Annotated in this window: 21 protein-coding genes and 1 tRNA gene; 19 read left to right on the top strand and 3 right to left on the bottom strand. The window is 57.4% G+C overall.

What is annotated here, in order from left to right; genetic code table 11:
- Positions 1-33: 33 nt before the first annotated feature.
- Positions 34-822, top strand: coding sequence for an MBL fold metallo-hydrolase (locus ACKXGA_RS03300; protein ID WP_097771776.1), 789 nt, complete (start codon positions 34-36; stop codon positions 820-822).
- A gap of 61 nt (positions 823-883) precedes the next feature.
- Here ACKXGA_RS03300 and ACKXGA_RS03295 read toward each other — a convergent pair whose 3' ends face one another.
- Positions 884-1,432, bottom strand: coding sequence for a DUF1836 domain-containing protein (locus ACKXGA_RS03295; protein WP_005936372.1), 549 nt, complete (start codon positions 1,430-1,432; stop codon positions 884-886).
- A 162-nt stretch (positions 1,433-1,594) separates the two neighbouring features.
- Between ACKXGA_RS03295 and ACKXGA_RS03290 the strand changes: the two genes are divergently transcribed.
- The 18 genes from ACKXGA_RS03290 to ACKXGA_RS03205 all read left to right on the top strand — a co-directional run bounded on the left by ACKXGA_RS03290 (position 1,595) and on the right by ACKXGA_RS03205 (position 22,922).
- Entirely contained in the window at positions 1,595-2,434 is an 840-nt protein-coding gene (locus ACKXGA_RS03290) for a DegV family protein (protein ID WP_242699397.1), read from the top strand.
- A gap of 153 nt (positions 2,435-2,587) precedes the next feature.
- Positions 2,588-4,117 (top strand): cardiolipin synthase, encoded by a 1,530-nt coding sequence (cls, locus tag ACKXGA_RS03285; RefSeq protein ID WP_423730070.1) that lies wholly within the window; start codon positions 2,588-2,590, stop codon positions 4,115-4,117.
- Between the two features lie 202 nt (positions 4,118-4,319).
- Positions 4,320-5,336, top strand: coding sequence for a hypothetical protein (locus ACKXGA_RS03280; protein WP_423730069.1), 1,017 nt, complete (start codon positions 4,320-4,322; stop codon positions 5,334-5,336).
- A 298-nt stretch (positions 5,337-5,634) separates the two neighbouring features.
- Positions 5,635-6,477: a transporter substrate-binding domain-containing protein gene (locus tag ACKXGA_RS03275; protein ID WP_423730068.1), complete on the top strand. Its 843-nt coding sequence runs from the start codon at positions 5,635-5,637 to the stop codon at positions 6,475-6,477.
- A 175-nt stretch (positions 6,478-6,652) separates the two neighbouring features.
- A complete protein-coding gene (locus ACKXGA_RS03270) occupies positions 6,653-7,291 on the top strand; it encodes an amino acid ABC transporter permease (RefSeq protein ID WP_005936193.1) in 639 nt (212 codons plus the stop codon).
- A 15-nt stretch (positions 7,292-7,306) separates the two neighbouring features.
- On the top strand, positions 7,307-8,089 hold the full coding sequence (locus tag ACKXGA_RS03265; protein ID WP_097773767.1) for an amino acid ABC transporter ATP-binding protein: 783 nt from the start codon (positions 7,307-7,309) through the stop codon (positions 8,087-8,089).
- A 260-nt stretch (positions 8,090-8,349) separates the two neighbouring features.
- Complete coding sequence (locus ACKXGA_RS03260; protein ID WP_423730067.1) at positions 8,350-9,705, top strand: MATE family efflux transporter; 1,356 nt, start codon at positions 8,350-8,352, stop codon at positions 9,703-9,705.
- A 197-nt stretch (positions 9,706-9,902) separates the two neighbouring features.
- Positions 9,903-12,116, top strand: coding sequence for an ATP-dependent RecD-like DNA helicase (locus tag ACKXGA_RS03255; protein WP_097773770.1), 2,214 nt, complete (start codon positions 9,903-9,905; stop codon positions 12,114-12,116).
- A 187-nt stretch (positions 12,117-12,303) separates the two neighbouring features.
- On the top strand, positions 12,304-13,329 hold the full coding sequence (locus ACKXGA_RS03250; RefSeq protein ID WP_005936170.1) for a rod shape-determining protein: 1,026 nt from the start codon (positions 12,304-12,306) through the stop codon (positions 13,327-13,329).
- Between the two features lie 165 nt (positions 13,330-13,494).
- Positions 13,495-13,851 (top strand): OadG family transporter subunit, encoded by a 357-nt coding sequence (locus ACKXGA_RS03245; RefSeq protein WP_423730066.1) that lies wholly within the window; start codon positions 13,495-13,497, stop codon positions 13,849-13,851.
- A 15-nt stretch (positions 13,852-13,866) separates the two neighbouring features.
- A complete protein-coding gene (locus tag ACKXGA_RS03240; RefSeq protein WP_156072207.1) occupies positions 13,867-15,075 on the top strand; it encodes a sodium ion-translocating decarboxylase subunit beta in 1,209 nt (402 codons plus the stop codon).
- A 241-nt stretch (positions 15,076-15,316) separates the two neighbouring features.
- Positions 15,317-17,965, top strand: a complete 2,649-nt coding sequence (locus tag ACKXGA_RS03235; protein WP_423730065.1) for a UvrD-helicase domain-containing protein — start codon at positions 15,317-15,319, stop codon at positions 17,963-17,965.
- A 7-nt stretch (positions 17,966-17,972) separates the two neighbouring features.
- The gene (thyX, locus tag ACKXGA_RS03230) at positions 17,973-18,752 is read left to right on the top strand and encodes an FAD-dependent thymidylate synthase (RefSeq protein WP_005936154.1); all 780 of its coding nucleotides are present in this window, start codon (positions 17,973-17,975) and stop codon (positions 18,750-18,752) included.
- On the top strand, positions 18,749-19,417 hold the full coding sequence (locus ACKXGA_RS03225; protein ID WP_423730064.1) for a dTMP kinase: 669 nt from the start codon (positions 18,749-18,751) through the stop codon (positions 19,415-19,417). The genes thyX and ACKXGA_RS03225 overlap by 4 nt, the downstream gene beginning before the upstream one ends.
- Positions 19,418-19,440: 23 nt before the next feature.
- Complete coding sequence (locus ACKXGA_RS03220; RefSeq protein ID WP_423730063.1) at positions 19,441-20,253, top strand: hypothetical protein; 813 nt, start codon at positions 19,441-19,443, stop codon at positions 20,251-20,253.
- A gap of 13 nt (positions 20,254-20,266) precedes the next feature.
- Entirely contained in the window at positions 20,267-21,397 is a 1,131-nt protein-coding gene (gene mltG / locus ACKXGA_RS03215; RefSeq protein ID WP_423730062.1) for an endolytic transglycosylase MltG, read from the top strand.
- Between the two features lie 143 nt (positions 21,398-21,540).
- Positions 21,541-22,776: a peptidase U32 family protein gene (locus ACKXGA_RS03210; protein ID WP_423730061.1), complete on the top strand. Its 1,236-nt coding sequence runs from the start codon at positions 21,541-21,543 to the stop codon at positions 22,774-22,776.
- A gap of 72 nt (positions 22,777-22,848) precedes the next feature.
- Positions 22,849-22,922, top strand: a tRNA-Ala gene (locus tag ACKXGA_RS03205).
- A gap of 60 nt (positions 22,923-22,982) precedes the next feature.
- Here the strand turns inward: ACKXGA_RS03205 and mcrC are convergent.
- Positions 22,983-24,083, bottom strand: a complete 1,101-nt coding sequence (gene mcrC, locus ACKXGA_RS03200) for a 5-methylcytosine-specific restriction endonuclease system specificity protein McrC (RefSeq protein WP_117477440.1) — start codon at positions 24,081-24,083, stop codon at positions 22,983-22,985.
- The gene (locus ACKXGA_RS03195; protein WP_347475179.1) at positions 24,073-26,577 is read right to left on the bottom strand and encodes an AAA family ATPase; all 2,505 of its coding nucleotides are present in this window, start codon (positions 26,575-26,577) and stop codon (positions 24,073-24,075) included. Before ACKXGA_RS03195 ends, mcrC begins: the two co-directional genes overlap by 11 nt.
- Positions 26,578-26,581 lie beyond the last annotated feature (4 nt).

Below are 26,581 nucleotides of genomic sequence, written 5' to 3'. Positions count from 1 at the left end.
AACGACGGAGAGGTTCGTTTCTTGAGGTTTGAAATGTCTGAATTCATCTCGTTATACTCTGGCTCCTCCGGCAACTGCAGCGTGGTGCGCACGGGGGAGAAGTACATCATCATCGATATGGGAAAGGGCGTGCGCACCACCTCGGCGGCGCTCAAGGAGCTGGGCCTGAACATCAGCGATTGTGCAGGCATTCTAGTCACCCATGAGCACTCTGACCACGTCAAGGGGCTGGCCACCTTCCTCAAAAAGAATCCGCTGCCGGTATACGGTGCAGACGATACGCTGGATTTTCTGGATGCAAACGGCATTGTGCCCGCCAGCTGTGAGCTGCGCACCCTGTCCGGCGGGGAAGAGGATGTGGGAGATTTCGGCGTGACGATGTTCCCCACCAGCCACGACGTGCCCTGCGTGGGCTACCGCATCCACACCCCGGACAACAAGACCATGACCATTGCCACCGACCTGGGAGTCCTGACTCCGCCGGTGCATCAGGCCCTGAGCGGCTGTGACCTGGTGGCGCTGGAAAGCAACTACGACCTCCACATGCTCCGCAGCGGGCGGTATCCCTACTACCTGCGCTCCCGCATCGAGTCCAACCGAGGCCACCTCTCCAACGATGAGTGCTCGGCAAAGCTGCTGGAACTGATCCAGGAGGGATGCAAGAAGTTTGCCCTCTGCCATCTCTCGCAGGAGAACAACACCCCGGCGCTTGCTTTGCAGACCATGTTCAACACCCTGGGTGCGGCGGGTGTCGTGCCGGAAAAGGACTGCATCGTGCAGGCCCAGCGCCGCAATGAGATCAGCCCCGCGCTTACATTTTAAGAAAAAATGGCCCTCTCCATCATTGCTTTGCAAAGCATGATGGAGAGGGCCATTTTTGTTGTTATGCCAGATCCGGCAGGATATCGGGCCAGAGGGCCTGCTCCTGCCGCAGGTCGGTGAAAACGCAGTCCAGATAGATCTTGTTTACAGCCGAGATGATGGTGCTGCGCAGGAGCGTGCGTGCATCATCAACATCCGGCTCCAGCTCGGAAAAGCTTTTGGTCAGGCCGAACACATAGGGCAGGTAATTCTCCAGCTCATCGCAAAAGGTATCATAGGCCTGCGCGGAGGTATAATGCGCCCGCTGCATCTTGAACAGACTGTCGATGTTTTCCATGGACAGGACATTTTTAGAAACTACGATGTAGATCAGGCAGGCCAGCTGATCCCGGGTATACTTCTTTTTGATGGGGTGGCTGATGATCCCTTTCTTAACGTAGTTGCTCACCATGGAAGCGGTGAGCTCCACCCCCTGAAATGTGCGGAAACACCCGTTGACAAACTGTACACTCTGATCCAGATAAAGCCCTACGGTGGGGAGTTCTGCATACCGGGGCAGGGCAAACCCTGCGGCGCAGGCCGCAACGCGGCGGTTTGATTCTAATTTCATGCGGACAGTATACCATGTTTTGGAAATGTGGTCAACAGGAAATTAAAAACTTTTGAAATAATTTGAGAAAACAGTTGACAGGTTTTTGAAAAACTGATATAGTGATTCAAACAACAGGAAAAACTGCGGCATCCTCTGCCGCCGGAATGGAGATAAATGCTTATGAACACCAAGATCGTTGTGGATTCCTCCGCCAGCCTGTACACCTTGCAGGGCGTGGATTTTGAATGCGTTCCCCTGAAGATCATCACCGACGATGCCGAATATCTGGACAACGGCACGATGGATGCCCTGGGCATGGCCCAGACCCTGCGCACCTATAAGGGCAAGACCTCGACTTCCTGCCCCAACGTCAGCGATTGGCTGGCCGCCTACGAGGGAGCCGACGAGGTGTATGCCATCACCATCACGGGCACTCTGTCCGGCAGCTACAATGCCGCCCAGCTGGCCGCCGAGGAATACCAGCAGGAGAATCCCGGCAAGCGGGTGTTCGTGCTGGACAGCCTTTCCACCGGCCCGGAGCAGCGCCTGCTGGCCGAGCATCTGCGGGATCTGCTGGCTGAGGGCAAGGAGTTTGACGAGATCTGTGAAGAGATGCTCCGCTACCACAAGCACACCCACCTGCTCTTTTCGCTGGAATCGCTGGCCAATCTGGCCCGCAATGGCCGCGTGAAGCCTGCCGTTGCTGCTGTGGCGCGGATGCTGGGCATCCGGGTCATCGGACAGGCAAGTGAGGCCGGAGAGCTGGATGTTCTCTGCAAGACCCGTGGTGAGCATGGTGCGCTGGAGCGCATCGTGCTGGAACTCAAGGAGCACGGCTATACCAACGGCAGGCTCCATATCTCTCACTGCGGCAATCCCGCCGCCGCCGAGCGCCTGAAGCACATGGTAAAGGCTGTGTTTGATGGAGCAAAGGTGGACATCAGCGAATGCGGCGGTCTGTGCAGCTATTATGCAGAGCTGGGCGGCCTGCTGGTTGGTTATGAGGACGCGGAAGCATAAGCGAACGGCCCTCGGAAAAAATTCTGCCACGATTGAATAGGCGCTCATAGCGGGGAAAGCCGTTGTGGGCGCTTTTTTGTTTGCAAAATCTTCCGCTCTGCGCTATACTAACAGCATCAAAAATCGCCGTGGGCGGCAGGGGAGGGATACCACATGTTCAGATTGCCCATCGTCAAGTTTTTCAACCGTATCTTCAACCGTGTCACGATCACAGTGGTGCTGGTGGCTTTACAGGTGCTCTGGCTGCTCTGGGCGTTCTGGTCCTTCACGGCGGGGCGGGTCTGGCTGAACGGTGCCCTGAAGGCGCTGAGCATCCTGATCGTGCTGTATCTGGTGCGCAAGGATGAAAACAGCGCTTATAAGATCGGCTGGATCGTTCTGATCGGCCTTCTGCCCCTGCTGGGCGGCGCGCTTTATCTGGCTTTTGGCAACAAGGCCCCCGCCAAGTATCTGCGGGAGCGGATGCAGAAGGTGGAACAGGCCCATCAGACTGAGCTTGCCCAGCCCGAGGGCCAGACCGATGCGCTGGATATCTCCAGCCGGAACCTGAGCCGCTATGTGGCAAAGTTCGGGCCGTATCCGGCCTGGAGGGATACCGCTGCTCACTACTTTTCCTGCGGGGAGGAGATGTATCCCCAGCTGCTGGCGGATCTGGACAAGGCGGAAAAGTTCATCTTTCTGGAATTTTTTATCCTCCGTTCTGGCAAAATGTGGGACGGTGTGGAGCAGATCCTCCGCCGCAAGGCCGCTCAGGGCGTGGATGTGCGGCTGATTTACGATGATTTTGGCAGCCTGCTGGGCCTGCCCAGTGATTTTGTCATCCGCATGGAGAAGGCGCATATCCACTGCATCCCTTTCAACCCGGTGGTGCCGCTGGTCTCGCTGGTGATGAACCACCGCGACCACCGCAAGATCGTGGTGGTTGACGGCAATGTGGCCTACACCGGCGGCGTGAATCTGGCGGATGAGTATATCAATGCAGAGCAGCGCTTTGGCTACTGGAAGGATGCGGCCATCCGGTTGGAAGGAGCCGCTGTCTGGAACTTTACCGTGATGTTCCTCAATGTATGGAACGCCTTCCGCCCGCAGGAGACCGATTACACCGCCTTTGCGCCCACCCGCCTGCCCGCAGTGCAGGATGGCGTGGTGCAGCCCTACGCGGACAGCCCGCTGGATGAGGAACCGCTGGCCGAGACGGTCTATCTGGACATCCTCTCTCAGGCCCAGAGATATGTTTATATCTACACGCCCTACCTGGCCGTGGGCGAGGAGATGCTGGATGCTCTGAAAAGTGCGGCCAAGCGCGGGGTGGACGTGCGTCTCATCCTGCCCGGGATCCCGGATAAGAAGCTGGTGTTCCGGCTCAGTCGCTCCTACTATCTGCCCCTGCTCAGGGCGGGTGTGCGCATTTATGAATTCACGCCCGGTTTCCTCCACGCCAAGTGCTATGTCAGTGATGACCGTGTGGCCGCGGTGGGCAGCATCAATATGGATTATCGGAGCCTGTTTCTCCATTTTGAGTGCGGAACACTGCTCTTCCATAACAGCCAGATCGCCGCTCTGCGGAAGGATGTGGAGCGCACCCTGCCGCAGTGCCGGGAAATCATGCGCTCCGACTGCCGCACCAATCTGCCGGGCACAGCACTGGACAGCTTGCTGCGGCTGCTGAGTCCGTTGATGTAAGCGGCTGCGCGCAGCACTCGGGGAACTTTTCCGCGCAAGTGAAACGGGCCATTCCATCGCCCGCCCTATTGCCTGTGGCAACAGGGTCCCACCCCAGCGGACACTTGCTTTGGAAAACTCCCGTCGGCTGCGTAATCTTACGCTCTTCTGGACATACTATGGGGCAAAGGCCCAACGGGCCGTGTGGAAAGGGAGCGTATCTATGAATCAGAACCATCGGGCTCTTTGGAGCTGTGCCATGGCGGCGGCGCTGCTGCTGACCGCCTGTGGCAAAACGAACGCCGGGTCGGGCAGCTCCGGCAGCATGAGCGGAAGCAGCGGCACATCCTCCGCACAGACCCAGACAGCGGCATGGAAAACCGGTCTGGGTGTGGTGACAGAGGCCACCGATCAGGACAGGGCAGGGAAAATTGAACTGGCAGCGGCCGCTGTCCTGCTGGATGACGAGGGGAAACTGGAGAGTGTTCTGCTGGACGAGCTGGAGGTGTCTGTTTCGGCGGACAGCACCGGCCATGTGACCCTGCCCACCGACTGGCGCACCAAGCGGCAGAAGGGGGACGATTACCCGCTGGCCGAGGTCTCTTCCCTGAAAAAGGGATGGGCGGAACAGGCGGATGCCTTTGCCAGTTACCTGATCGGCATGACCCCGGAACAGGTCTCCATGCTCAAAGTGGATAAGGATGGCAAGCCCACGGATGCCGACCTGCTGAGCGGGTGCACCATTGCAGTGGACCGTTACCGGGATGCCGTGACCCGGGCCTGCGCCAATGCCAGGGCACTGGGTGCCGCCAAGGGCGACAGGGCCGCGCTGGGCATCGAAGCGGTGAACGGGACTTCGGACATCACCGCCACCGATGACAAGGATGTGAATGCGCAGGTGGATGTGAGCATTGTGGCACTGACCACCGATGCGGATCACCGTGTAACCAGCGCCATTGCGGATATGGCTGAGCCGGCCCTGACGGTGGTGTCGGACGGCGGTGTGACAGCCCCGGACCTCGTCAAGACCAAGCTGGAACTGGGTGAGGACTACGGGATGCGCGGCGCATCGGCGCTGGGTAAGGAGTGGTACGAGCACAGCGAAGGCTTCTGCGATGCCCTCAAGGGCAAGACCCGCACCGAGATCGCCGGGCTTTCCGGCGGCGATGCCGACCTGAAGGCTCTGTGTACCATTGACATCACCGATCTGCAAAAGGCGGCGCTGGATGCCCTGAGCTGAGGAGGAAGCCCTTTTCGGTCTCGCAATCGCGCACCGGCTCTCCCGGATAGGTGGCATTCCGCTGTGTTTTCAGAGAGAAACCTCTCGCCGCGTCTGGCAGCTGCCGACGCGGCGTTTTTGTTTTGTCAAAATGACCGCTTTGCCGTGGTAAAGCGATAAAGATTTGAGCAAACTGCGAAAAATCAGTTTTCCCCCTTGCCAAACGGCAGAAAACGCGCTATTCTATAACCACAGTTTAGCAATTTAGCATGGTAAAGCAATAAAACGAAGCTGCTTGCCACTGAGGGAGGAACCGTATATGAAACGTCTTGTATCCGCATTCCTGGCCGGTGCCATGGCACTGAGCCTTGCCGCCTGCGGCGGTGCCGCTTCCGCTTCCACTGCCGCATCTGCTTCGGCCTCTGCTTCCGGCAGTGCTGCCGCATCCCAGACCGCAGGCAGCGACCTGGATTACATCAAGGGCAAGGGCAAGCTGGTCATCGGCTACACCGTTTACGAGCCCATGAACTACACCGATGCCGATGGCAACTTCACCGGTTTTGATACCGAGCTGGCCACCGCTGTCTGCGAAAAGTTGGGCGTGGAGCCGGAGTTTGTGGAGATCAACTGGGATACCAAGGTCGTGGAGCTGGATGCCAAGAGCATCGACTGCATCTGGAACGGCATGACCCTGACCGATGACATCATGCAGAACACCGCTACCACCAAGGCTTATGCAAAGAATGCACAGGTGGTCGTTGTGAAAGATGGCACCGATTATACCTCTACCGCTGATCTGGTGGGTAAGACCGTGGTTGCTGAGGCTGGTTCCGCCGGTGAGGCCGCCATTGAGGGGGACGAGAACCTGGCACAGGCTGATTACGTTTCCAAGAGCGTTCAGACCGACTGCCTGATGGAAGTTGCCGCAGGCACTGCCGATGCCGCTGTACTTGACCTGACCCTGGCCAACGCTATGATCGGTGAGGGCACGGATTATGCTGACCTGAAGATCATGGACGAGCTGAACGCTGAGGAGTACGGTGTGGCGTTCCGCAAGGGCAGTGATGCTGCCGCCGCTGTGGACGAGGCCTTTGATGCACTGAAGGCTGATGGTACTATGCAGGCACTGGCCGATAAGTACGATCTGGCACTGGCTGACTGAATTTGTTGAAAAGCTCCTTCCGTCATCGCTATGCGATGCACCCTCCCTCGGTGAGGGAGGCTTTTTGTTGCCGATGCGTGAAAGGCTCCCCAGCAGAGGAAACTTTCACCGGCTGTGATGGAAGGGGAATATGGATTCTGAATAAAAAAGGTGTGTTTTTGTGTCTGTGATTCTTATGCGCCTGTCCGGCGCGTTCCTGCTCAATTGTGAGCTCTTTGCCCTGACACTGCTGTTTGCACTGCCGCTGGGGCTGGTGGTCTCGTTTGGCTCCATGAGCCGCTGCAAGCCGCTGGCCGGGCTGGTCAAGACCTTTGTCTGGATCATCCGCGGCACCCCGCTGATGCTGCAGATCATCGTGATCTATCTGGGCCCCGGCCTGCTGGGCATGAACAACCCCTGGCCCTCCGGCTCCGGCGGACGGATGGTGGCGGCGGTGGTGGCTTTTGCCATCAACTATGCCTGCTATTTTTCTGAGATCTACCGCGGCGGCATTGAGGCAGTGCCCAAGGGGCAGACTGAGGCCGGGCAGGTGCTTGGCATGACCAAAACACAGATCTTTTTCAAGGTGACCTTGCTTCAGGTCGTCAAGCGCATCCTGCCCCCCATGGGCAATGAGATCATCACGCTGGTCAAGGATACCTCGCTGGCAAACACCATTGCCAATAAGGAGATCATTATGATGGCCAAGGAGTACAGCGCAAAGGGCCTGATTTGGCCGCTGTTCTCCACCGCGCTCTTCTTCCTGGTGTTTGTGGGCGCACTGACCATCCTGTTCAACTGGGCTGAAAAAAAGCTCGATTATTTCCGCTGCTAAGGAGGCAGATAGATTATGGCGTTGCTCGAAGCTTCCGGTATCGGGAAAAATTTTGGCGAGACCCATGTGTTGAAGGACATCTCCCTGGATCTGGAGCAGGGGGAAGCGCTGGCGATCATCGGCTCGTCCGGTTCCGGCAAAACAACGCTGCTGCGCTGCCTGAACTTTCTGGAACGGCCTGACACGGGTGTGATCAAGGTGAACGGCGAGACCATGTGGGATGCCGCCGACCCTGCCACCCAGAAGGAAAGCGAGATTCGCAAAAAGCGGCTCCATTTTGGTCTGGTGTTCCAGAACTTCAACCTGTTCCCGCAGTACACGGCCTTACAGAACGTGATGCTGGCAGGAGAACTGCTGGCAAAGGAACGTCCGGAATATCAGGCAAACAAAAAGGCCATCCACGCGGAGCTGGAACAGCAGGCGAGAGAACTGCTGGCGCAGATGGGTCTTTCGGAGCGGGCCGGCCACTACCCGCATCAGCTCTCCGGCGGCCAGCAGCAGCGTGTAGCCATTGCCCGCGCGCTGGCGCTTCACCCGGATATCCTCTGCTTTGATGAGCCCACCAGCGCCCTTGACCCGGAGCTGACCGGCGAGGTGCTGAAGGTCCTGCGTGATCTTGCTGACCGCAAGACCACGATGATCATTGTCACCCATGAGATGCACTTTGCCCGCGATGTGGCCGACCGCATCCTGTTCATGGATGGCGGCGTGGTCGTAGAAGAAGGCCCGGCCAAACAGCTCATCGACCACCCCCGGGAGGAGCGTACCAGACAGTTCCTCGCACACTATTCAGAATGACCCGCCGCTGAGCGTTCCGGATGAGGATACCCCGCCTTCGGGCAATGCCGGAACGGGGTTCTGGAGCATTCTGTTCCAGCTGCTGAAGCATCTGGCCGGGAAGCACTGAAAAATTTGAAAAAACCTCTTGAAAATTCATCGCAACCTGATATAATACCCACATGAACAAAAACGTCCTGCCCATTGCGCGGCAGGGCGTTTTTGTCGGAAAAAATTCGTGTGATAAGGTCTGTGATGCTTTCCCAAGGAGGAACGTGCGTATGACGAAAGATATGACGCAGGGCAGCCCGCTCAAGCTGATCCTTGCCTTTGCGGTGCCGCTGATGCTGGGCAGCCTGTTCCAGCAGTTCTATAATCTGGCAGATACCATCATCGTGGGCCGCTTTGTGGGCGTGGAAGCCCTGGCGGCGGTCGGCAGTGTGGGTGGTCTGAACTATCTGGTGCTGGGCTTTGTCAATGGCATTGCCTGCGGTTTTTCCATCCCCATCTCATGGACATTCGGGGCGAAAGACTATGTGGAGATGCGCCGCTACACCGCCAATGCCGTCTGGCTGAGTGTCTTTTTTGCCGCAGTGCTTACCGTGGTCACGGTGGCCATGACCCGTTCCATTCTGGTCTGGACCAATACCCCGGACAACATCATTGATCTGGCGGACATCTACATCCGCACCATCTTTATCGGCATCCCGTTTACGCTGCTGTACAACATGACCAGCGCCCTGATGCGCGCTCTGGGCGACAGCAAGCGGCCCCTGTACTTCCTGCTGGTGGCAAGCTTTCTGAACATCGGGCTGGACCTGCTTTGCATCATCGCCTTCAAGATGGGTGTGTTCGGTGCGGCGTTCGCCACCGTGTTCAGTCAGGCAGTGGCCGGTCTGGGCAGCCTGTGGTACATCCTCAAGCATTATAATGAACTGCGCTGGAACAAAGAAGAAAGCCGCCTGAGCAGACAGCACTGTGTCAAGCTGTGCGGCATGGGCATCCCCATGGGTTTGCAGTGCAGCATCACGGCCATCGGTTCCGTTGTGCTGCAGGGTGCGGTCAATGGCCTGGGCAGCGACATCGTGGCAGCGCAGACTGCAGGCGGCAAGGCGGCACAGTTCCTGTCCGTCCCGCTGGAGAGCATTGGCACGGCCATGACCACCTACGCCAGCCAGAACATGGGTGCCAACGACCTGAACCGTGTGAACAAGGGCGTGAACACCGCCCTGGGCATCGGCTGTGTGTACAGCGTGGCCTCCTTCCTGATCCTGCGCGTGCTGGATAAGGCATTGATCGGCCTGTTCCTTGAAAGCAGCCAGACCGAGATCATGGCCAACGCCCAGAGCTTCATCTTCTGGAACAGCGTGTTCTACATCCCGCTGGCGGTCCTTATCATTTACCGCTACACCATTCAGGGTCTGGGTTATTCCAGCCTGGCCATGTTTGCCGGTGTGGCAGAGATGATCGCCCGTGCTCTGGTGGGTTTCCTGTTCGTGCCGCTGTGGGGCTATTTTGCCGCCTGCATTGCAAACCCGGTGGCATGGTTCTTTGCCTGCTTCTTCCTGATCCCGGCGTATATCGTTGTGTTCCGGAAGCTGAAACAGGAAAAAGCAAGACCGCACGCAAACTTGTAAAAATTGAGCCGCTCTTTTGCGAAACCGCAGAAGGGCGGCTCTTTTGTTGCCTAGTAGGGGAGGCCTTGGCGAAGAGGGAAAGCCTCACGAAACGCCAAAGCTGAGAGGTTGTATAGAGTAGGGCCTGCCCGATTCCTTTACAAATAACACCAAAACGATTATACTATAAATAATTATGTCACAAGGGGGTGAGGAGCATGGAGCTGGAACAGATCGAGGGAACGGTGGAGGACATTATCTACGAGAACCCGGATAACGGCTACACGGTGTTTGAAATTTCCGGCGGCGGCACGGTGACCGTGGTGTGCGGGATCGTGGGCGAGCTCCATGCGGGCGAGAGCGTGGTCTGCCGCGGTAAATATGAGAACCACGCCACCTATGGCCGCCAGTTCCACGCCCAGGAATGCGAGACCGATATGCCGAAGGATCTGGAAGCGGTATACGCCTTTCTTGCCAGCGGTTCTCTGCCTTACATTGGGGCGCGCACGGCCAATAAGATCATCGACAAATTCGGCGCGGCGGCGCTGGAAGTGATCGCCAACGATCCCGCCCAGCTCACCCTGATCCCCGGCATCTCGGCGGACAAAGCTGACCGCATCCAGCAGGAGTTCAAGCGGATGTTCGGAATGCGGGAGCTGATCGCCTATCTGGCGCAGTTCGAGATCAGCCCCCGCCGCGCCATGGAGGTGTTCCGCGTCTTTGGCCCCAGTGCCATGCAGGCCATCTCCCAGAATCCTTATCTGCTCTGTGGGGAACCCCTGCAGCTGGATTTCCGCCATGCCGACAGCATTGCACAGTATTACCACATGGAAGGGGACTGCACCCAGCGGCTGGAAGCAGCGCTTCTGCGCACCCTGCGCCATAACGCGGGCAACGGCCACACCTGCCTGCCCCGTGCGCAGCTGCTTGACACGGCATCCCACTTCATCCAGCAGCCGCCCGAGAAGTTGGCCCGCGCGCTGGACCACTGCATTGAGACCGGGCAGCTGGGCGTAAAGATGCTGGAGGCGGTGCCGTATATCTATCTGCCTGACCTGCTGGAAGCAGAACAGGCCATTGCCGACCGGCTGGCCCTGCTGGCAAAGCGGGAGAAGCAGACGGTGCGGGACCTTGATAAAAACATCCAGGTGCTGGAGCTGACCCAGGGGTTTGCCTATGCGCCCCTGCAGCGGGAAGCCATCCGCAAGGCCATGACCGAAAACTGCCTTGTGCTGACCGGCGGCCCCGGCACCGGTAAGACCACCACAGTCAATGCCATCCTGCAGCTGCTGGAGCATCAGGCAGACCGGGTGGCACTTTGTGCTCCCACGGGCCGTGCGGCCAAACGGCTGAGCGAACTGACCGGCCGCAAGGCCTCTACCATCCACCGCCTGCTGGAGGTGGACTACTCCGGCGGCGTGGTCAGCTTTATCCACAATGACAAGAACCTGCTCAAATGCGATGTGGTCATTCTGGATGAGATGAGTATGGTGGATGTGAAGCTGTTTCAGGCGCTCATTGCAGCCCTGCGGTACAGCTGCCGCATTATTATGGTGGGCGATGCCGACCAGCTGCCCAGCGTGGGGCCCGGCAACATTCTGGGGGAGGTCATCCGCTCCGGGCTGGTGCCCACCGTCTGCCTGAACGAGATCTTCCGGCAGGCCAGACGCAGCCTTATTGTGGAGAACGCCCACCATATCATCAGCAGTGAGCCGCTGCAGAAGGGCGGCAAGACAGACGATTTCTTCTTTCTGGAATCGGACGGCGATGCGGCGCAGAAACTGGTGTGCGATCTTGTCACCACCCGTCTGCCCCGGAGCTATGGGTTTGACCCTGTCCGGGATATTCAGGTGCTCTGCCCCACCAAGCTGGGACCCACCGGCACCCAGGCACTGAATGTGGAGCTGCAGAACCTGCTCAACCCGGAGCAGAAGGGCAAGCCCCAGCTCCAAAGCGCCTCCCGGGTGTTCCGGGTGGGCGACAAGGTGATGCAGGTGCGGAACAACTACGAGATCGTCTGGAACCGCATTGGCGGGGAGCAGGGCGTGGGAGCCTATAACGGTGATATCGGCATTGTGGAATCCATCAACATGCGCGACCGCTCCATGGTGGTGCGGATGGATGACCGCCGCCTGCTTTACCCGGCGGAAAACCTGAACGAGCTGGAGATCGCCTACGCCATCACGGTGCACAAGAGCCAGGGCAGCGAGTTCCCGGCGGTGGTGCTGCCGGTGGCACAGGTGCCGCCAAGGCTCTGCTACCGCAACCTCTTCTACACCGGCGTGACCCGCGCCCGCAAATTGTGCATCGTGGCCGGGCGGCGGGATGTGGTGAACCGGATGATGTCCAATGTCCGGCAGAACCTGCGGTACAGCGGCCTGTGCGAATTGCTGAAAGAGAATCTGCCGCCGGAACAGATGGCGGCAGAATAACCTCTCAGGCGCCTTGCGCCAGCTCCCCTAATAGGGGAGCCAGGCTGCTGACTTGCCTCTCCTACTAGGAGAGGTTTGGTCTATACTTTTTTACTGGCTTATGCTACAATATAAATTGATTTGATTTCCCGCCCGAACGGGCATTTACGATAGAAAAACAGGGGAGCAGAGAAAGGAACGTTTCATTATGGCACAGAATGACATCGGCATCGATCTGGGCACAACGACCATTATCATTGCACAGGCAGGGCAGGGGGTCGTGCTCAACCAGCCCAGCGTGGTGGCAATGGATACCCGCAAGAACTCCGTGCTGGAGGTGGGCGACAAGGCCCTGGCCATGGTAGGCCGCACCCCCAACTATATTTCCGCCATTTTCCCGCTGAAGGACGGTGTCATCAGCGACCACACCATGACCCGGGAGCTGATCTGCCGGTTTGTGAATCAGGTGTACAGCTCCCACATGGTCAAGCCCCGGGTGGCTGTCTGCGTGCCCGCTGCCATCACCGGCATTGAGAGTGATGCCGTGGTGGAGGCCGTGATGGCCGCCGGTGCCCGTCAGGTCTACCTGATCGATGAGCCCATTGCCGCTGCACTGGGTTCCGGCATCGACATCACCCAGCCCGATGGCCGGATGATCATTGATATCGGCGGCGGCACCACCGATATCGCTGTCCTGTCTCTGGGCGGTAAGGTCAAGGCCACCAGTGTCCGTGTGGCGGGCAACCACTATGATGACGAAATCCTGAAGCATGTCCGCAACAAGTTCAGCATTGCCATCGGCCAGCGTACCGCAGAGCAGCTGAAAAAGAACGTCGCCTGCTGCCCCCAGAAGGCTGATTTTGACGAGACGATGGAGGTGAAGGGCCGCAGCCTGCTGACCGGCCTGCCCATCAAGGTGAATGTTTCCACCAGCGACCTCTACGAGCCTGTGATGATGCTGAGTGAGCAGATCGGCACTGCCGCCCATCAGGTGCTGGAAAAGACCCCGCCCGAGCTGGCAGGCGATATCTTCCGCAATGGTGTGGTGCTGACCGGCGGCGGCGCACAGCTGCACGGCCTGCCCGAATACCTGAGCCAGGAGCTCAAGGTGGATGTGACCGTCTCGCCCGATCCCGTGAACTGCGTGGCGTTGGGCACTGCCATGAGTCTGGGCCTGAACGATAAGCTGGAGACCGGCTTCCTGGATGCGACCCCCCGCATGGGCCGCCGTTAACCGGGGCCCTGACCCGGCTCGTTAAGAAATTGGAAAAGTTGCAACAAAATTTTGTTCATACTTGTTGAATCGGGTCGGGAAATATTGTATAATATTGTCAAATCGCTTTTTGCGCGCCGGGGTCTGCTCCGGAGTGCGGAGTAAATTATTATTAGGAGGAAGACCATGAATCTGGGTTCTGATGTGGTTATCACCATTACCGGTATCGTGCTGGTGTTTGCCATCCTCATCCTGCTGATGCTCATCATCACGCTGGAAGGCAAGATCTTCGACGGTATGGCCGCCAAGAAGAAGGCAGACAAGGAGCCTGCAGCTCCCAAGGCTGCCGCAAAGCCCGCCGCCCCCGTGCAGCAGGCTGCTCCCGCCCCTGTGGTGGAGGAAGGCATCCCCGGCGATGTGGTTGCCGCGATTATGGCAGCCATCCATGCCATGGGCAATGGCAAGTACACCCTGAAGGCCGTGCGCCGTGCTGCAAATGGCTGGAGCAAGGCTGGTGTCAACGACACCACCGCACCTTTTTAACACAGGAGGAAAAACATGACACAGTTTATCGATACTCTGGTCGGTATTTTCCAGAGTTCCGGCTTTGCACGGTTCGGTGAGCCGGGCGGCTACCTCTACGCGATTATGATCTGCGTGGGCTGCTTCCTGCTGTACCTGGCCATCGTGAAGGAATTTGAGCCCCTGATCCTGCTGCCCATGGCATTTGGCATGATCCTTGCCAACCTGCCCGGCAGCGGCATCATCCACATGCAGTACTTCGTTGGTGATGGTCTCGAGCACCCGATGTGGATCGAGATCCTGAACAACGGCGGTCTGGCCGATATGCTTTACATGGGTGTCAAGCTGGGCATTTACCCCCCGCTGATCTTCCTGGGCATCGGCACCATGACCGACTTTGCCCCCCTGATCTCCAACCCCAAGAGCCTGCTGCTGGGCGCTGCCGCTCAGTTCGGTATTTTTGGTACTTACATGGGCGCTCGTCTGCTGGCCGCTACCGGTATTGTGGACTTCACCCAGAAGCAGTCCGCTGCAATCGCCATCATCGGTGGTGCAGACGGCCCCACCGCCATCTTCGTTACCTCCCGTCTGGCACCTGAGCTGCTGGGCAGCATTGCCGTTGCGGCGTACAGCTACATGGCTCTGGTGCCCGTGATCCAGCCGCCCATTATGAAGGCGCTTACCACCAAGAAAGAGCGTACGGTCGTAATGAAGCAGCTGCGCACCGTGTCCAAGACCGAGAGGATCATCTTCCCCATCATGGTCACCATCATTGTTTCTCTGATCGTTCCCGATGCTGCCGTTCTGGTCGGTATGCTGATGCTGGGCAACCTGATGAAAGAGTCCGGCGTTGTGGATCGTATCCAGAAGACTGCCGGCAATGAGCTGATGAACATCATCACCATTTTCCTGGCTCTGTCTGTTGGCTGCACCACCTCTGCAAACACCTTCCTGAACAGCCGCACCCTGTTCATCATCGTGCTGGGTCTGATCGCCTTCTCCTTTGGTACCGCTGCAGGCGTTCTGTGCGGCAAGGTGATGTACGCCCTGACCGGCGGTCAGGTCAACCCCCTGATCGGCTCTGCTGGTGTTTCCGCTGTTCCTATGGCTGCCCGTGTTTCTCAGAAGGTCGGCCAGAGCGAGAACCCCTCCAACTTCCTGCTGATGCACGCCATGGGCCCCAATGTCGCTGGCGTTATCGGTTCCGCAGTTGCTGCTGGTATCCTGATCAACATCTTCGGCTGATTTTTCGTAAAAGCTTTGCCCGACGGTTTTATAAGCCGTCGGGCTTTTTGCGTTACTCCCCCAGTCTGCTAACGCAGACAGCCCCCTCTGAGAGGGGGCCTTTTCTTTGCCGCAAGGGATCAGGCTCCCTCCTAGAGGGAGCTGGCACGCGAAGCGTGACTGAGGGAGTAAATATGTACAACCCTCTTGAATTGTGATATACTTATAAAGTAAGTGATTTTATAGAAGAACAGGTGAAACAATGGCAGCAAGTCTCCAACAGGAATTCTGCGCTCTGCGCGATACCTATATTGAAAAGCAGTTTGGCCGCCTGAACGATATGCAGCGGCAGGCGGTATTTACCACCGACGGCCCGCTGCTCATTCTGGCCGGTGCAGGCAGCGGCAAGACCACTGTTCTGGTCAACCGCATTGCAAACCTGATCCGGTTTGGCTCGGCCCACGGTTCCAGCTGGACCACCCGTGAGGTGACCGTGGATGATGTCAAGGCTCTGAAAATGGCAATTATGACCGGCACCGATGCGCCCGCCTGGCTGGACGGGATGCTGCGGCAGAACGCTGTCCGCAGTTGGAACGTGATGGCCATCACCTTTACCAACAAGGCGGCAGGGGAGCTCAAGGAGCGCCTGCGCAATATGCTGGGCGGCGAAGAGGGGGACGAGGTGTTTGCCTCCACCTTCCACTCGGCCTGTGTGCGCATCCTGCGCCGCTGGGCAGAATCCATCGGCTACCCCCGCAGCTTTACCATCTATGATACCGATGACTCCCAGCGCGTGATGAAGGCAGTCTATAAGGAACTGAGCATCGACGATAAGTTCTTCCCGATCAAGAGCGCCATCAACCAGATGAGCCGCTGGAAGGACCAGCTGGTCAGCCCGGAGGAGGCGCTGCGCACCCCGGCCCGGGACACCAAGGGAGCCATTGCCGCCAAAGTCTACGCCGCCTACGAGAAAAAGCTCAGGGAGGCAGGAGCCTTCGACTTCGACGACCTGATCTACCAGACCGTTCAGCTGCTGGCGGAGCACGAGGATGTGCGGGAGTTCTACCAGAACAAGTACCGCTACCTGCTGGTGGACGAGTATCAGGATACCAGCGTGGCCCAGTTCCGGCTGGTCAGCCTGCTCACCGGCCCGGAAAAGAACATCTGCGTTGTCGGTGACGATGACCAGAGCATCTACCGTTTTCGCGGTGCCACCATTGAGAACATTCTGAACTTTGAGCGCATCTTCCCCGGCACCAAGACCATCCGTCTGGAGCAGAATTACCGTTCCACCTCCAATATCCTGAATGCTGCCAACTGCGTCATCCAGCACAACACCGAGCGCAAGGGCAAGACCCTGTGGACCCGGAACGACGAGGGCGACAAGGTGCAGGTCTACACTGCCGAGAATGAGCAGGACGAAGCCATGCACATTGCAGATGTCATTGGTGAGCACCTGAAAGAGGGCGGGCATCTGGCGGACCATGCGGTGCTCTACCGCATGAATGCCCAGTCGGCCCCCATCGAAAGCTACTTTACCCGCGCGGGCATTCCCCATAAGATCGTGGGCGGCCAGCGCTTCAACGACCGCAAAGAGGTCAAGGACATCCACTCCTATATGTCCATCGTGGCAAACGCCCGGGATGATGTGCGCCTGCGCCGCATCATCAACGAACCTGCCCGGAAGATCGGCAATACCACCGTCGATGTGATCGCTGACCTTGCCGCCCAGCAGGGAATCAGTATGCTGGAAGTCATCTCCCACGCGGATGCATACGCCAAACTCAGCCGTGCCATTATGCCGCTGCTGAAATTCTGGCAGATCTACGAAAAACTGCAGGAATCGCTGGAAACCAGGACACTGGACGAATTTGCCCAGGATGTCATTGAGGTGACCGGCTACAAGGCCATGCTGGAAGCCGATGCGGCCAAGGGCCACGAGGATGCGGCAGACCGCCTGCAGAACCTGGGCCAGCTGGTCAACAACGTCAAAAACTACTGCGACCAGCACGGCGAGGATGCTTCACTGGAAGGCTACCTGGAGGATATCGCCCTCATCAGCGACATTGACAGCTACAACGAGAGCGCTGACCAGGTGGTCCTGATGACCATCCACTCCGCAAAGGGTCTGGAATTCCCCTATGTGTTCCTCATTGGTATGGAGGAGGGGGTGTTCCCCAGCGAGATGAGCAAATACTCCGAGGCAGATCTGGAGGAAGAGCGCCGTCTGGCCTATGTCGGCATCACCCGCGCCAAGAAGGAGCTGTATATCTCCAACAGCGTCTCCCGGATGCTCTACGGCCGCACCCAGCGCAACGAGCCCAGCCGCTTCCTGCGCGAGATCGAGCCGGAGTATATAGAAGAGACCCGCAGCCCGGCGCTGGAGCGCCGTTCTTCCATGGGCTGGGGTTCCAGTTACAGTGATACCGTTCCCGGCGGGGCCTCGGGCTACTCCGGCGCGTCCGGCTGGGGCCGCAATTCCAGCAGCTTCGGCGGCCGCACCGGCGGCAGCTACCTCAACCGGGAATACAATGCCTCTGAGCGCGGCGGTTTCGGCTCCGGTTATGCAGGCCGTGGCAGCAGTGCTCCCGGGTTTGGCAGCGGAAGCAGCGCCCCGCGCACGTCTGGCTCCTCCGGTTTTGGTGTGGGCTATGGCCGCCCCGCGGCCTCCAAGGCAGCGTCCAAACTTGTGAGCTTTCCGGGGAGCCCGGCAGCTTCCCGCCCGGCATCCACTGGCCCAAAGCATTACGAGGTGGGCGACATTGTGGAGCACAAGGTCTTTGGCCGGGGCAGGGTGCTGGCGGTCAAGGCCGCTGCCGGAGACCAGATCGTGGAGATCAACTTTGAAAAGGTCGGCGTGAAGAAAACCATGGCAAATTTTGCGCCGCTGACGAAAATTACGGAGGAATGAGAAAACTATGATGACCGTTCGATTGATCGCACATACCCCGGAACCGGAAAAGGTGGTGGCGGCAGCGGCCAAGCTCTGCTACTCCGATGCCCATATCACCGACCTGCTGGACGGCCTGACTGAGGAGAAAACGGCCAAGTTCCTGACCATGCTCAGCGACTTGGGCCATGCCAGCCCCATTGAACATGCCAGCTTCACCTTTGGCATTGAGGGTGTGAGCCGCACCCTGCTGGCCCAGATCACCCGGCACCGCATCGCATCCTTCAGTGTCCAGAGCCAGCGGTATGTCCGGCTGGACGACTTCCACTATGTCATCCCGCCGGAGATCGAGGCCATCCCTGAGGCAAAGGCAGCCTTTCTTGAGAGCATGGATGAGGATGCGAAGCGCTACCTGGACCTTGCAAAAAAACTGGAGGACGGCCACACTGCCCGCCTGATGGCGGAGGGGATGCCCGAAAAGCAGGCCCGCGCCAAGGCCTCCAAACAGGCCAACGAGGATGCCCGCTTCGTGCTGCCCAACGCCTGCGAGACGAAGATGGTCGTGACCATGAACGCCCGCAGCCTGCAGAATTTCTTCCATCTGCGCTGCTGCTCCCGTGCTCAGTGGGAGATCCGTCAGCTGGCTGAGGAGATGTTCCGGCTGGTCTACCCGGTGGCACCCCATATCTTTGCCAAGGCCGGCCCGGCCTGTGTCAGCGGCCCCTGCCCCGAGGGCAAGATGTGCTGCGGCAGAACTGCCGAAGTCCGCGCAAAGTATGAGGCCATCAAGCAGGAGGCTGGTGTATGAGCAAAGGCAAGCTGATCGTTCTGGAAGGGCTGGACGGCAGCGGCAAGGGCACGCAGGCAAAGCTGCTGGCAAAGCACCTGACGGTGACGGATCATCTGGTAAGAGAGATCACCTTCCCGGATTATGACAGTGATTCCAGTGCATTGGTCAAGATGTATCTGGCCGGGCAGTTTGGCGACAAGCCTGACGATGTCAACGCTTACGCGGCATCCAGCTTTTATGCGGTGGACCGCTATGCGGGGTATAAGTCGGATTGGGGCAGGTTCTACGAGGAAGGCGGCATCCTGATCGCTGACCGCTACACGACTTCCAATGCCGTGCACCAGTGCTCAAAGCTCCCGCCGGAGCAGTGGGACACATTCCTGCAGTGGCTTTTTGACTATGAATACCACCTGCTGGGCCTGCCTGCACCGGATAAGGTGATCTATCTGCAGGTTGACCCGGCAGTGAGCCAGCGGCTGATGACCGCCCGCTACCATGGCGACGAGACCAGGAAGGATGTCCATGAAAAGGACACCGAATATCTGGCCCGCAGCCGCCGGGCGGCAGAATACTGTGCCGCTCACCTCGGCTGGGATACCGTCCACTGCACGGCAGGGGAGAAGATGCGGAGCATTGAGGATATTCAGGAAGAGGTCAGAACGCTTGCTCTCGCTGTTATTTGAAACAAAAGGAGGCATCCTATATCATGTACCGTTTGATGCAGCCGTCCGATTGGGCGGAGGTGCTAGCCCTGTGGCAGGCCCAGCGCGGCGACACGGAGGAGTTTATCCGTGGCGCTGTGGAACGCTTTGCCGGGGTGCAGAATGTCTACGTCGCGGAGGAAAACGACCACATTGAGGCTGTGGCACTGGCTGTGCCGGTGACCCTGCAGGGCCGCCCGGGCAGCTATCTGTTCGGTCTGTGCGGGCAGGGCAGCCTGCTCCTTGCGGGCCTGGTGGATACCCTGTGCGCCCAGCAGAAACTGCGGGGCGCAGGCTTTGTGGTGGCAGTGCCCGCCAGCCCGGAACAATCAACGCTGCTGCAGGATAAAGGCTTCCAGAAAGCCTTTGCCCTGCGCTGCCTGCCCCGGGAGGTGGAGCGCAACCTGTGGAGCCAGGCGGAATTCGATTCCGTGACGGCAAAAAAACTCTGCGAGCTGCGGGCAAAATACTGGCCCGACACCGTTCAGCTGCCGCCGGAGCAGATGGGGGAAGTTCTGCGGGACCTGTATTCCCGTGGTGCGACCATCGTGTCCAGTGAGCAGGGCTACGGCATCTATTTCCGCAGGGAGGATACCCTTTACTTTGTGGAGATGATGGCGGAAAATGACCGTGCTGCCGAGGTGCTGATGGAAGCCGCCCGGGAGAAAGAGGTCATTGTGGAAAAGGCTGTCATCACAGTGGGAGCTGCCCAGAATCTGTTCCTGGGCGAGGGAACCCGGCAGGAGTATGGCCTCATCCGCTTTGAAGGAGAACCTTTTGATGTTTCGGAGAGCTACATGCGCCTGATGATGGACTGAAAGGAACGTGGATATGGCAGAGAAACACCAGAAAAAGAAAAAAGGCAGTGTGCTGAAGATCCTGTTGGTCGTGCTGTTGCTGCTGGTACTGACAGTCGGTGCGGCAGGCGTGTTTGCGTATAACGAGATCAACGGCAATGGAGGAAAGCCCGGTGCAGAGGTGACCGTCAGCATCCCCCAGGGCAGCGGTGTTGCTGCCATTGCAAAGGAGCTGAAGGAGGCGGGAGTGATCCGTTCGGCCTATCTGTTCCGCTGGTATGTGGGGCACAAGGGTGCCGCCGGAAAACTGCAGTACGGTGATTTTACGCTGCAAACCGGCGGATATTCCTATGATGGCCTGATCGCAGAGCTGTCCACGTATGCCAAGGCGGATTCGGTGCGGCTGACCTTCCCGGAGGGAACCACTGCCATTGCCATTGCCCAGAAAATGGAGGAAGCCGGTCTGTGTACTGCCGAGGAGTTTCTGGAAGAAGCCAACACCGGAGATTTCAGTGAGTACACCTTCTGGCAGTATGTCCCGGACGATGCCCCCGACCGCTTTATGAAGTGTGAGGGCTACCTCTTTCCGGACACCTATGAGTTTTTGACGGACGATACCGTGCATCATTATGTTGCAACGTTCTATGCACACTTCGATAAACAGTTCACGGCCGAGATGTACAAGGAACTGGAAAAGCAGGAGCTGACCCTGCCCGAGGTCATCACACTGGCCTCTTTTGTGCAGGAGGAAGCAGGCAACGATCAGGATTCCAATGTGGCGCAGGTGTTCCGCAACCGTCTGGCCGAGGGTTCGCCTTACCCCAAGCTCCAGAGCAACACCTCCAGCTATGTCCAGAGCGATGAGGACAATAACTACCTCTGGAACTGGGTGGCTCCGTATTATGGCGGCTGGGAGGATATCCCCGAGAACATCCGGAATGCCTACGATACCTACACCTGCACCGGCCTGCCCGCCGGGCCCATCTCGAACCCGGGCCTTGCCGCGATCCAGGCTGCTCTGGCACCTCAGTGTGATGAGGAAGTCAGGGACTGCTATTTCTTTGTTACGGACCTTTCCGGTCACTACTATTACGCCAAGACCTATGCTGAACATCAGGCCAACTGCCGGAAAGCGGCTGAAGTTAATCAGAGTTTGAAGAAGTAAGTCTCTCTCAGTCGGCTTCGCTGACAGCTCTCCCAAGGGGCGAGCCAATTGCGGCTCCGGAGTCAGGTATGCAGAAACCGATCCGGTGAGGCGGTATCGCGTCAGCGATGACAGAGAGGGTGCTAAAAAGAGAGGACGATTTTATGTTACAGATCCCGGAACTGCTGGCCCCGGCAGGCGACTTGGAGCGCCTGCGTTATGCCATCAACTATGGAGCAGACGCTGTTTATTGCAGCCTGCCGGAGTTCGGTATGCGGTCGGCTCCTGCCAATTTTACGCCGGAGCAGCTGACCGAGGGTGTGATCTATGCCCATGCCCGCGGCCGCAAGGTCTATCTGACCATGAACACGCTGCCCACCAATGAGGAAGCTGACCGCCTGCCCGAAGCCATCAAGGCTGCTGCTGCCGCCGGTGTGGATGCCTTTATCGTGGCCGATCTGGGCGTGCTGGAAGCCTGTAAGCAGTTCGCCCCGGAGATCGATGTCCACATGTCCACCCAGACCGGCATCACCAACTGGGCCGCTGCGCGTGCCGCTTACAACATGGGTGCAAAGCGTGTGGTGCTGGCCCGTGAGATGAGCCTGCAGGATATCGCCACCCTGCGCGATAAGACCCCGCCGGAGCTGGAGATCGAGGCGTTTGTCCACGGAGCCATGTGCATGAGCATCTCGGGCCGGTGCCTGCTCTCCAATTACATGGCAGGCCGGGATGCCAACCGGGGCCAGTGCGCTCAGCCCTGCCGCTGGAAGTATTACCTGAGCGAGGAGACCCGCCCGGGCCAGCTGTATGAGATCGGCGAAAATGAGAACGGCAGCTATATCCTCAATGCAAACGATCTGTGCACCGCTCCCTTCATCGACCTCATCTGCAAGGCAGGTGTGGACAGCCTGAAGATCGAGGGCCGTGCCAAGACGTTCTACTATGTCGCCAGCGTCACCGCCGCCTACCGCAAGGCTCTGGATCAGTATCTGGGCGACCCGCTCAGCGATAACTTTGAGCTGAGCGATGACGTTCTGGCCGAGCTGACCCGTACCAGCCACCGGCACTACTCCCCGGGCTTCTACTTTGGCCGCGAGCAGGCCCGTCAGGCAACCGACAGCGCTACTTATATCCGTGAGTGGGAGTTTGTGGGCACTGTGGAAAGCTGGGAGAATGGTGTTGCCTCCTGCCAGCAGCGCGGCAAATGGAGCCTTGGGGATACGTTGGAGGTGCTCTGCCCGGATGGGCGCAGCATCCCGCTACACCCGGAGTGGATCAAAAACGAGGCAGGGGAGAGCGTGGAATCCACCCCCCACGCTATGGAAAAGTACACCATCCCCACCCCGGAGCTGCCCCCCATGAGTCTGCTTCGCCGGAAGGTAGAAACTCTTGACAAATGATTTCAGAAGCAGTAAAATAATAAAGTCAAAATGAACGATGTCCTCTGGCTCTAGTGGTCAGAGGACAGTTGAGGGCTCGTAGCTCAGTTGGGATGAGCGTTCGGTTCGCATCCGAAAGGTCGAGGGTTCGACTCCCTTCGAGTCCATACAGCAGAAAACCGCTCTGTCGTAGCTATACGGCAGGGCGGTTTTCTTGTTCGCAGTGTTCAGCCATCGGGATAGCTACTTCCGGTGCCAATGCGCTGCGGGGTTTTTCCGAAAAATTGCTGGGCAATTCCATCCAGTTGTGCGGTGATCTGCCGGAAATCCTGATTCAGATCCAAGGTGCGTGCACCAATCTGGTTGCCGCCCAAGTTGAACAGGCAATCCGGGGTGATGGCTTCCTGCGTTTTTGCATAGACCAGCAGCCCGGAAACATTTCCGGTATGGGAGGTGTCCTGATTTTTGACGTAGGTGTAGATCTGATAGAGGTTGGCAGAATGCAAAGTCTCTTTGTTGAAACGCTGCTGAAATGTCCGGCTGTAATACTTGGCATCCAAAATCAGGATTTTTTCATGGAAACGAAGAAAAATATCGGTTTGCATGGCGGGGAGAAACCGCAGCATGGCAGCATTGTGCTCTCCCACAAGATCCCATTTGACCTGTGCAGCCTTGACTTCAGTAAGATAGGGATGGTGTTGCCGGTAATACTCCAGAATAAAGCGTTCGTACAGCTTTGCCATGTGTTCGTCCGAAAATGCTGTCATTTTATAGCTGCCGCTCTCGGTGGTCTGCAGCATATCGTGCAGCACGAAATAGCAGAGATTCAGCAGCATTTCGTAATTCTGGTTGCTCCGCTGATAATGTAACTGCCTCCATGGGATTTGAGAAGGAAGCAGTGCGGAAACCGTGTCCAGAAACAGCAGCGCTTTCTTCAATTCCACTTTGCGCTCAGTGGAAACGTTCTCGTCCCGAAGCAACACCTGCAGGGTGGTTTTCAGGATCTGGTTATACAGGTTGTCCTCGGAAAGCTCGTCAAAAGTACAGGCGGCCTGCGGCTTGTGCTGGATGCGGACCTTAATAGTCTGCGGAAGATCCAGCTTTCCCCGCAAAACCGACCGTGTCTCGCTTCGGGAAACATATTCCCGATAAAGCCCCTGCTTCAGCTGCCGAAAAACGCCCTTTGCAAGGATGGCGGCAAACAAATCGTCGATGTGCTCAAACTTTTCCGAGGCAATGCATTGATAATCCTGTTGCTGAAGCACCTGATAGGCGTAGGAGAGCATATAGTAGATGTTCTGGATAAAAATCCCTTTGTCAGTCGTCATTGAAAACACCACGCAGATTCTCTTCCCAACGATGCAGCTTGTCGGGCGCATCGAACCAGTATTCTGCCAGCGTAGGGAGAATATCAAATTCCACCACAGAGCGCAACCGGTTGGTGGTGCAGGCGGCAGGGTCGGCCAGACAGAAGTAGCTGTGACCAATGCGGAAGCCGGAACCAAGGGAGGCATCTGTAGTAATTTCCCGGTTCAATGCCTTGATCTGTTCCACCAGAACATTGAACGTTTCGTTGTCGAGCGCGGATTGATATTTCTGGAATCCCTCGGAGGTGAACGCCGGTTCCATCTCGAAGAAACTGAAACGTCTGCGCAGCGCATAGTCGATCATGGCGAGACTGCGGTCGGCGGTGTTCATCATGCCGATGATGTAGAGATTTTCCGGGACATAGAAGGGCATCCCGTTATAGGCCAGCGTGATCTTTTCACCCCGGTGGTCGCTTTCAATCAGCATCATCAGCTCGCCGAAGATCTTGCTCAGGTTGCCCCGGTTGATCTCATCGATGAGGAAAAAGTACTCCCGGTCAGGGTCGTTGGAAGCCTTCTGGCAGAAGCGGTAAAATACACCCTCGGTCAGTTTGAAGCCGGAGCCATCCGGTCGGTAGCCCAGCATGAAATCCTCGTAGGAATAATTCTGGTGGAACTGTACGAACTCCACCCGGGAAGAATCAGCTTGCCCCATCATGGAGTACGCTAGCCGTTTGGCGGCGTAGGTCTTTCCAACGCCGGGTGCGCCTTGCAGAATAACGTTCTTTTTGCGGCGCAGTAGAGAGACCAAAACGTCATAGCGCGGTTCGCTCAGAAATACGCTGTTCAGAAAATCTGATTTTGTATAAGCGTTCGATGCTATCGAACGGACGGGTGCTGGATTTTCTTCCCGGATGAGATCCAGAATAAAGTTGTATTCCCCTTCCGAAAGCTTGAACAGGCTTCCATTCTGTTGTACAAAAAACTCCATTTTCTCCAGCTCAGGGAAGGATTTCAGCGCAGCATACTCAATAGGGGAAGTCAGGCTCTCGGTTTTTTCAAAATAAATCTCCTTGCCATTGTTTTCCTGTGTGATCTTGGCTAGAGCCACCACTCGCTTTACCGGATTTGCTTCGTAGCCGATCACAAGATCCCCAGCTTTTGCATCGAGAAAATTCTGGAAGATCCTGCGCTTGTTTCCGTTGTCATTGTACAGCGTATACGTCTGCTCTTCGCCGACCCGCAGACTGGAATAACTCCAGATCTTAGGATTGGCAGTCAGCCACCAGTAGTGGCGTGAAGGCGCTTCACAGGCAGCAGTGGCAGCCGGTATTTTTGAGAGATCAGTCTTCTTCAGAGCCTGTAAAAGCTCATCCCGCAAACGCCAGATGTAAGTGCCGTCCGCCTTTGTGCCGACTTTTTTGCCCACATATAAAATGGGCCACCAGCGCATACTTTCGCTGTCGCGGGGCATGATGCGGCAGCCTGTCTTTTCTGCAACCCGCTGTGCAAGATGGTAGGTGTTAGAGATGTAGAAATTGCTGGTTCCGCCGTATTTAATGGCAAGTTGCTTGCAGGTGGCCTGCCCGCCGTAATCCAGCATACATTTCATCACCCGCAAAGCCTCCGGGGTAAAAACCGAGGTGTCCTGCAGCAAAGCACTCCACTGTGCGGTTGTAATGCCCGGATCATACTCACTTTTAGCGGGAAACCATCCGGCCTGCATCTGCGCTGCCTTTTGTTCGGCAAGGTAGAAACGGCTCAGATAAAAGCCCAGATCAATGGCGGCAATATTCCAGTGTGTGTCGGGCCAGTATTTTCCGGCAGGGGCTGCATCTATGGCGCTTCGGATCATTTGAGTGACGGCTATATTTTGGCTCAGTGCTGCCCGTAGCTCATCATAAAGACGGTAGCTGTTTAGCAGCGACTCTACAGAGCCATCCCGCTTAGGCGGAGCATCGAAGTTCAGCGCATCCGAGATGTCACGGGCAACGGAATAGCGGTAGATATAATATTGATCCGGATACCGGAGCCACAGATAGACGCTGATGGCACTGGTGTTCTGGTAGTGGTTGTTCCAGCTGCCGTCGTTGTATTTTGTATGTATTTCTTCGGTGGCAGCCTGAAATGCAATAATGCGCTTGGAAAGCTCAGTAGATTCATCAAACAAGCTGCGGAACATTGCGCGTGTTGCCTCACAGTCTGCTGCTGCAAAATTCAGGATCATCGCGCGAGGATAGGCATAGCCGGTATCCAGAAGCGAAGAGACTTTTGCAGTAGCTTCCTTGAACATTCCTGCAAAATCTATTGCGTCAATATTCCAATGGTCGTGGAAATGCTGTGCGGCTTCCCATTTGAAATCTTCTCCGCGTGGCCAATGCTTCGGGAAATAGGTCTGGTATCCGTTCAAAACAGGCTCCAGTTTTGCTAGATCAATCATGGTTGCTCCCTTCGAAATCAAAAAGTCTTTAAGATATTGTACCACGATAAAAGTAGAAACACCATATTCCGGCAAAATA

This window comes from Faecalibacterium hominis (ex Afrizal et al. 2022) (assembly GCF_049545105.1).
Lineage (GTDB): Bacteria > Bacillota > Clostridia > Oscillospirales > Ruminococcaceae > Faecalibacterium > Faecalibacterium duncaniae.
This window is presented reverse-complemented; position numbering and strand designations above follow the sequence as displayed.

What these genes read in the sequence shown, in the direction of transcription:
- ACKXGA_RS03300 (WP_097771776.1), top strand. Translation starts at nt 34, where the DNA reads ATGTCTGAATTCATCTCGTTATACTCTGGCTCCTCCGGCAACTGCAGC.
- ACKXGA_RS03295 (WP_005936372.1), bottom strand. Translation starts at nt 1,432, where the DNA reads ATGAAATTAGAATCAAACCGCCGCGTTGCGGCCTGCGCCGCAGGGTTT.
- ACKXGA_RS03290 (WP_242699397.1), top strand. Translation starts at nt 1,595, where the DNA reads ATGAACACCAAGATCGTTGTGGATTCCTCCGCCAGCCTGTACACCTTG.
- cls (WP_423730070.1), top strand. Translation starts at nt 2,588, where the DNA reads ATGTTCAGATTGCCCATCGTCAAGTTTTTCAACCGTATCTTCAACCGT.
- ACKXGA_RS03280 (WP_423730069.1), top strand. Translation starts at nt 4,320, where the DNA reads ATGAATCAGAACCATCGGGCTCTTTGGAGCTGTGCCATGGCGGCGGCG.
- ACKXGA_RS03275 (WP_423730068.1), top strand. Translation starts at nt 5,635, where the DNA reads ATGAAACGTCTTGTATCCGCATTCCTGGCCGGTGCCATGGCACTGAGC.
- ACKXGA_RS03270 (WP_005936193.1), top strand. Translation starts at nt 6,653, where the DNA reads ATGCGCCTGTCCGGCGCGTTCCTGCTCAATTGTGAGCTCTTTGCCCTG.
- ACKXGA_RS03265 (WP_097773767.1), top strand. Translation starts at nt 7,307, where the DNA reads ATGGCGTTGCTCGAAGCTTCCGGTATCGGGAAAAATTTTGGCGAGACC.
- ACKXGA_RS03260 (WP_423730067.1), top strand. Translation starts at nt 8,350, where the DNA reads ATGACGAAAGATATGACGCAGGGCAGCCCGCTCAAGCTGATCCTTGCC.
- ACKXGA_RS03255 (WP_097773770.1), top strand. Translation starts at nt 9,903, where the DNA reads ATGGAGCTGGAACAGATCGAGGGAACGGTGGAGGACATTATCTACGAG.
- ACKXGA_RS03250 (WP_005936170.1), top strand. Translation starts at nt 12,304, where the DNA reads ATGGCACAGAATGACATCGGCATCGATCTGGGCACAACGACCATTATC.
- ACKXGA_RS03245 (WP_423730066.1), top strand. Translation starts at nt 13,495, where the DNA reads ATGAATCTGGGTTCTGATGTGGTTATCACCATTACCGGTATCGTGCTG.
- ACKXGA_RS03240 (WP_156072207.1), top strand. Translation starts at nt 13,867, where the DNA reads ATGACACAGTTTATCGATACTCTGGTCGGTATTTTCCAGAGTTCCGGC.
- ACKXGA_RS03235 (WP_423730065.1), top strand. Translation starts at nt 15,317, where the DNA reads ATGGCAGCAAGTCTCCAACAGGAATTCTGCGCTCTGCGCGATACCTAT.
- thyX (WP_005936154.1), top strand. Translation starts at nt 17,973, where the DNA reads ATGATGACCGTTCGATTGATCGCACATACCCCGGAACCGGAAAAGGTG.
- ACKXGA_RS03225 (WP_423730064.1), top strand. Translation starts at nt 18,749, where the DNA reads ATGAGCAAAGGCAAGCTGATCGTTCTGGAAGGGCTGGACGGCAGCGGC.
- ACKXGA_RS03220 (WP_423730063.1), top strand. Translation starts at nt 19,441, where the DNA reads ATGTACCGTTTGATGCAGCCGTCCGATTGGGCGGAGGTGCTAGCCCTG.
- mltG (WP_423730062.1), top strand. Translation starts at nt 20,267, where the DNA reads ATGGCAGAGAAACACCAGAAAAAGAAAAAAGGCAGTGTGCTGAAGATC.
- ACKXGA_RS03210 (WP_423730061.1), top strand. Translation starts at nt 21,541, where the DNA reads ATGTTACAGATCCCGGAACTGCTGGCCCCGGCAGGCGACTTGGAGCGC.
- mcrC (WP_117477440.1), bottom strand. Translation starts at nt 24,083, where the DNA reads ATGACGACTGACAAAGGGATTTTTATCCAGAACATCTACTATATGCTC.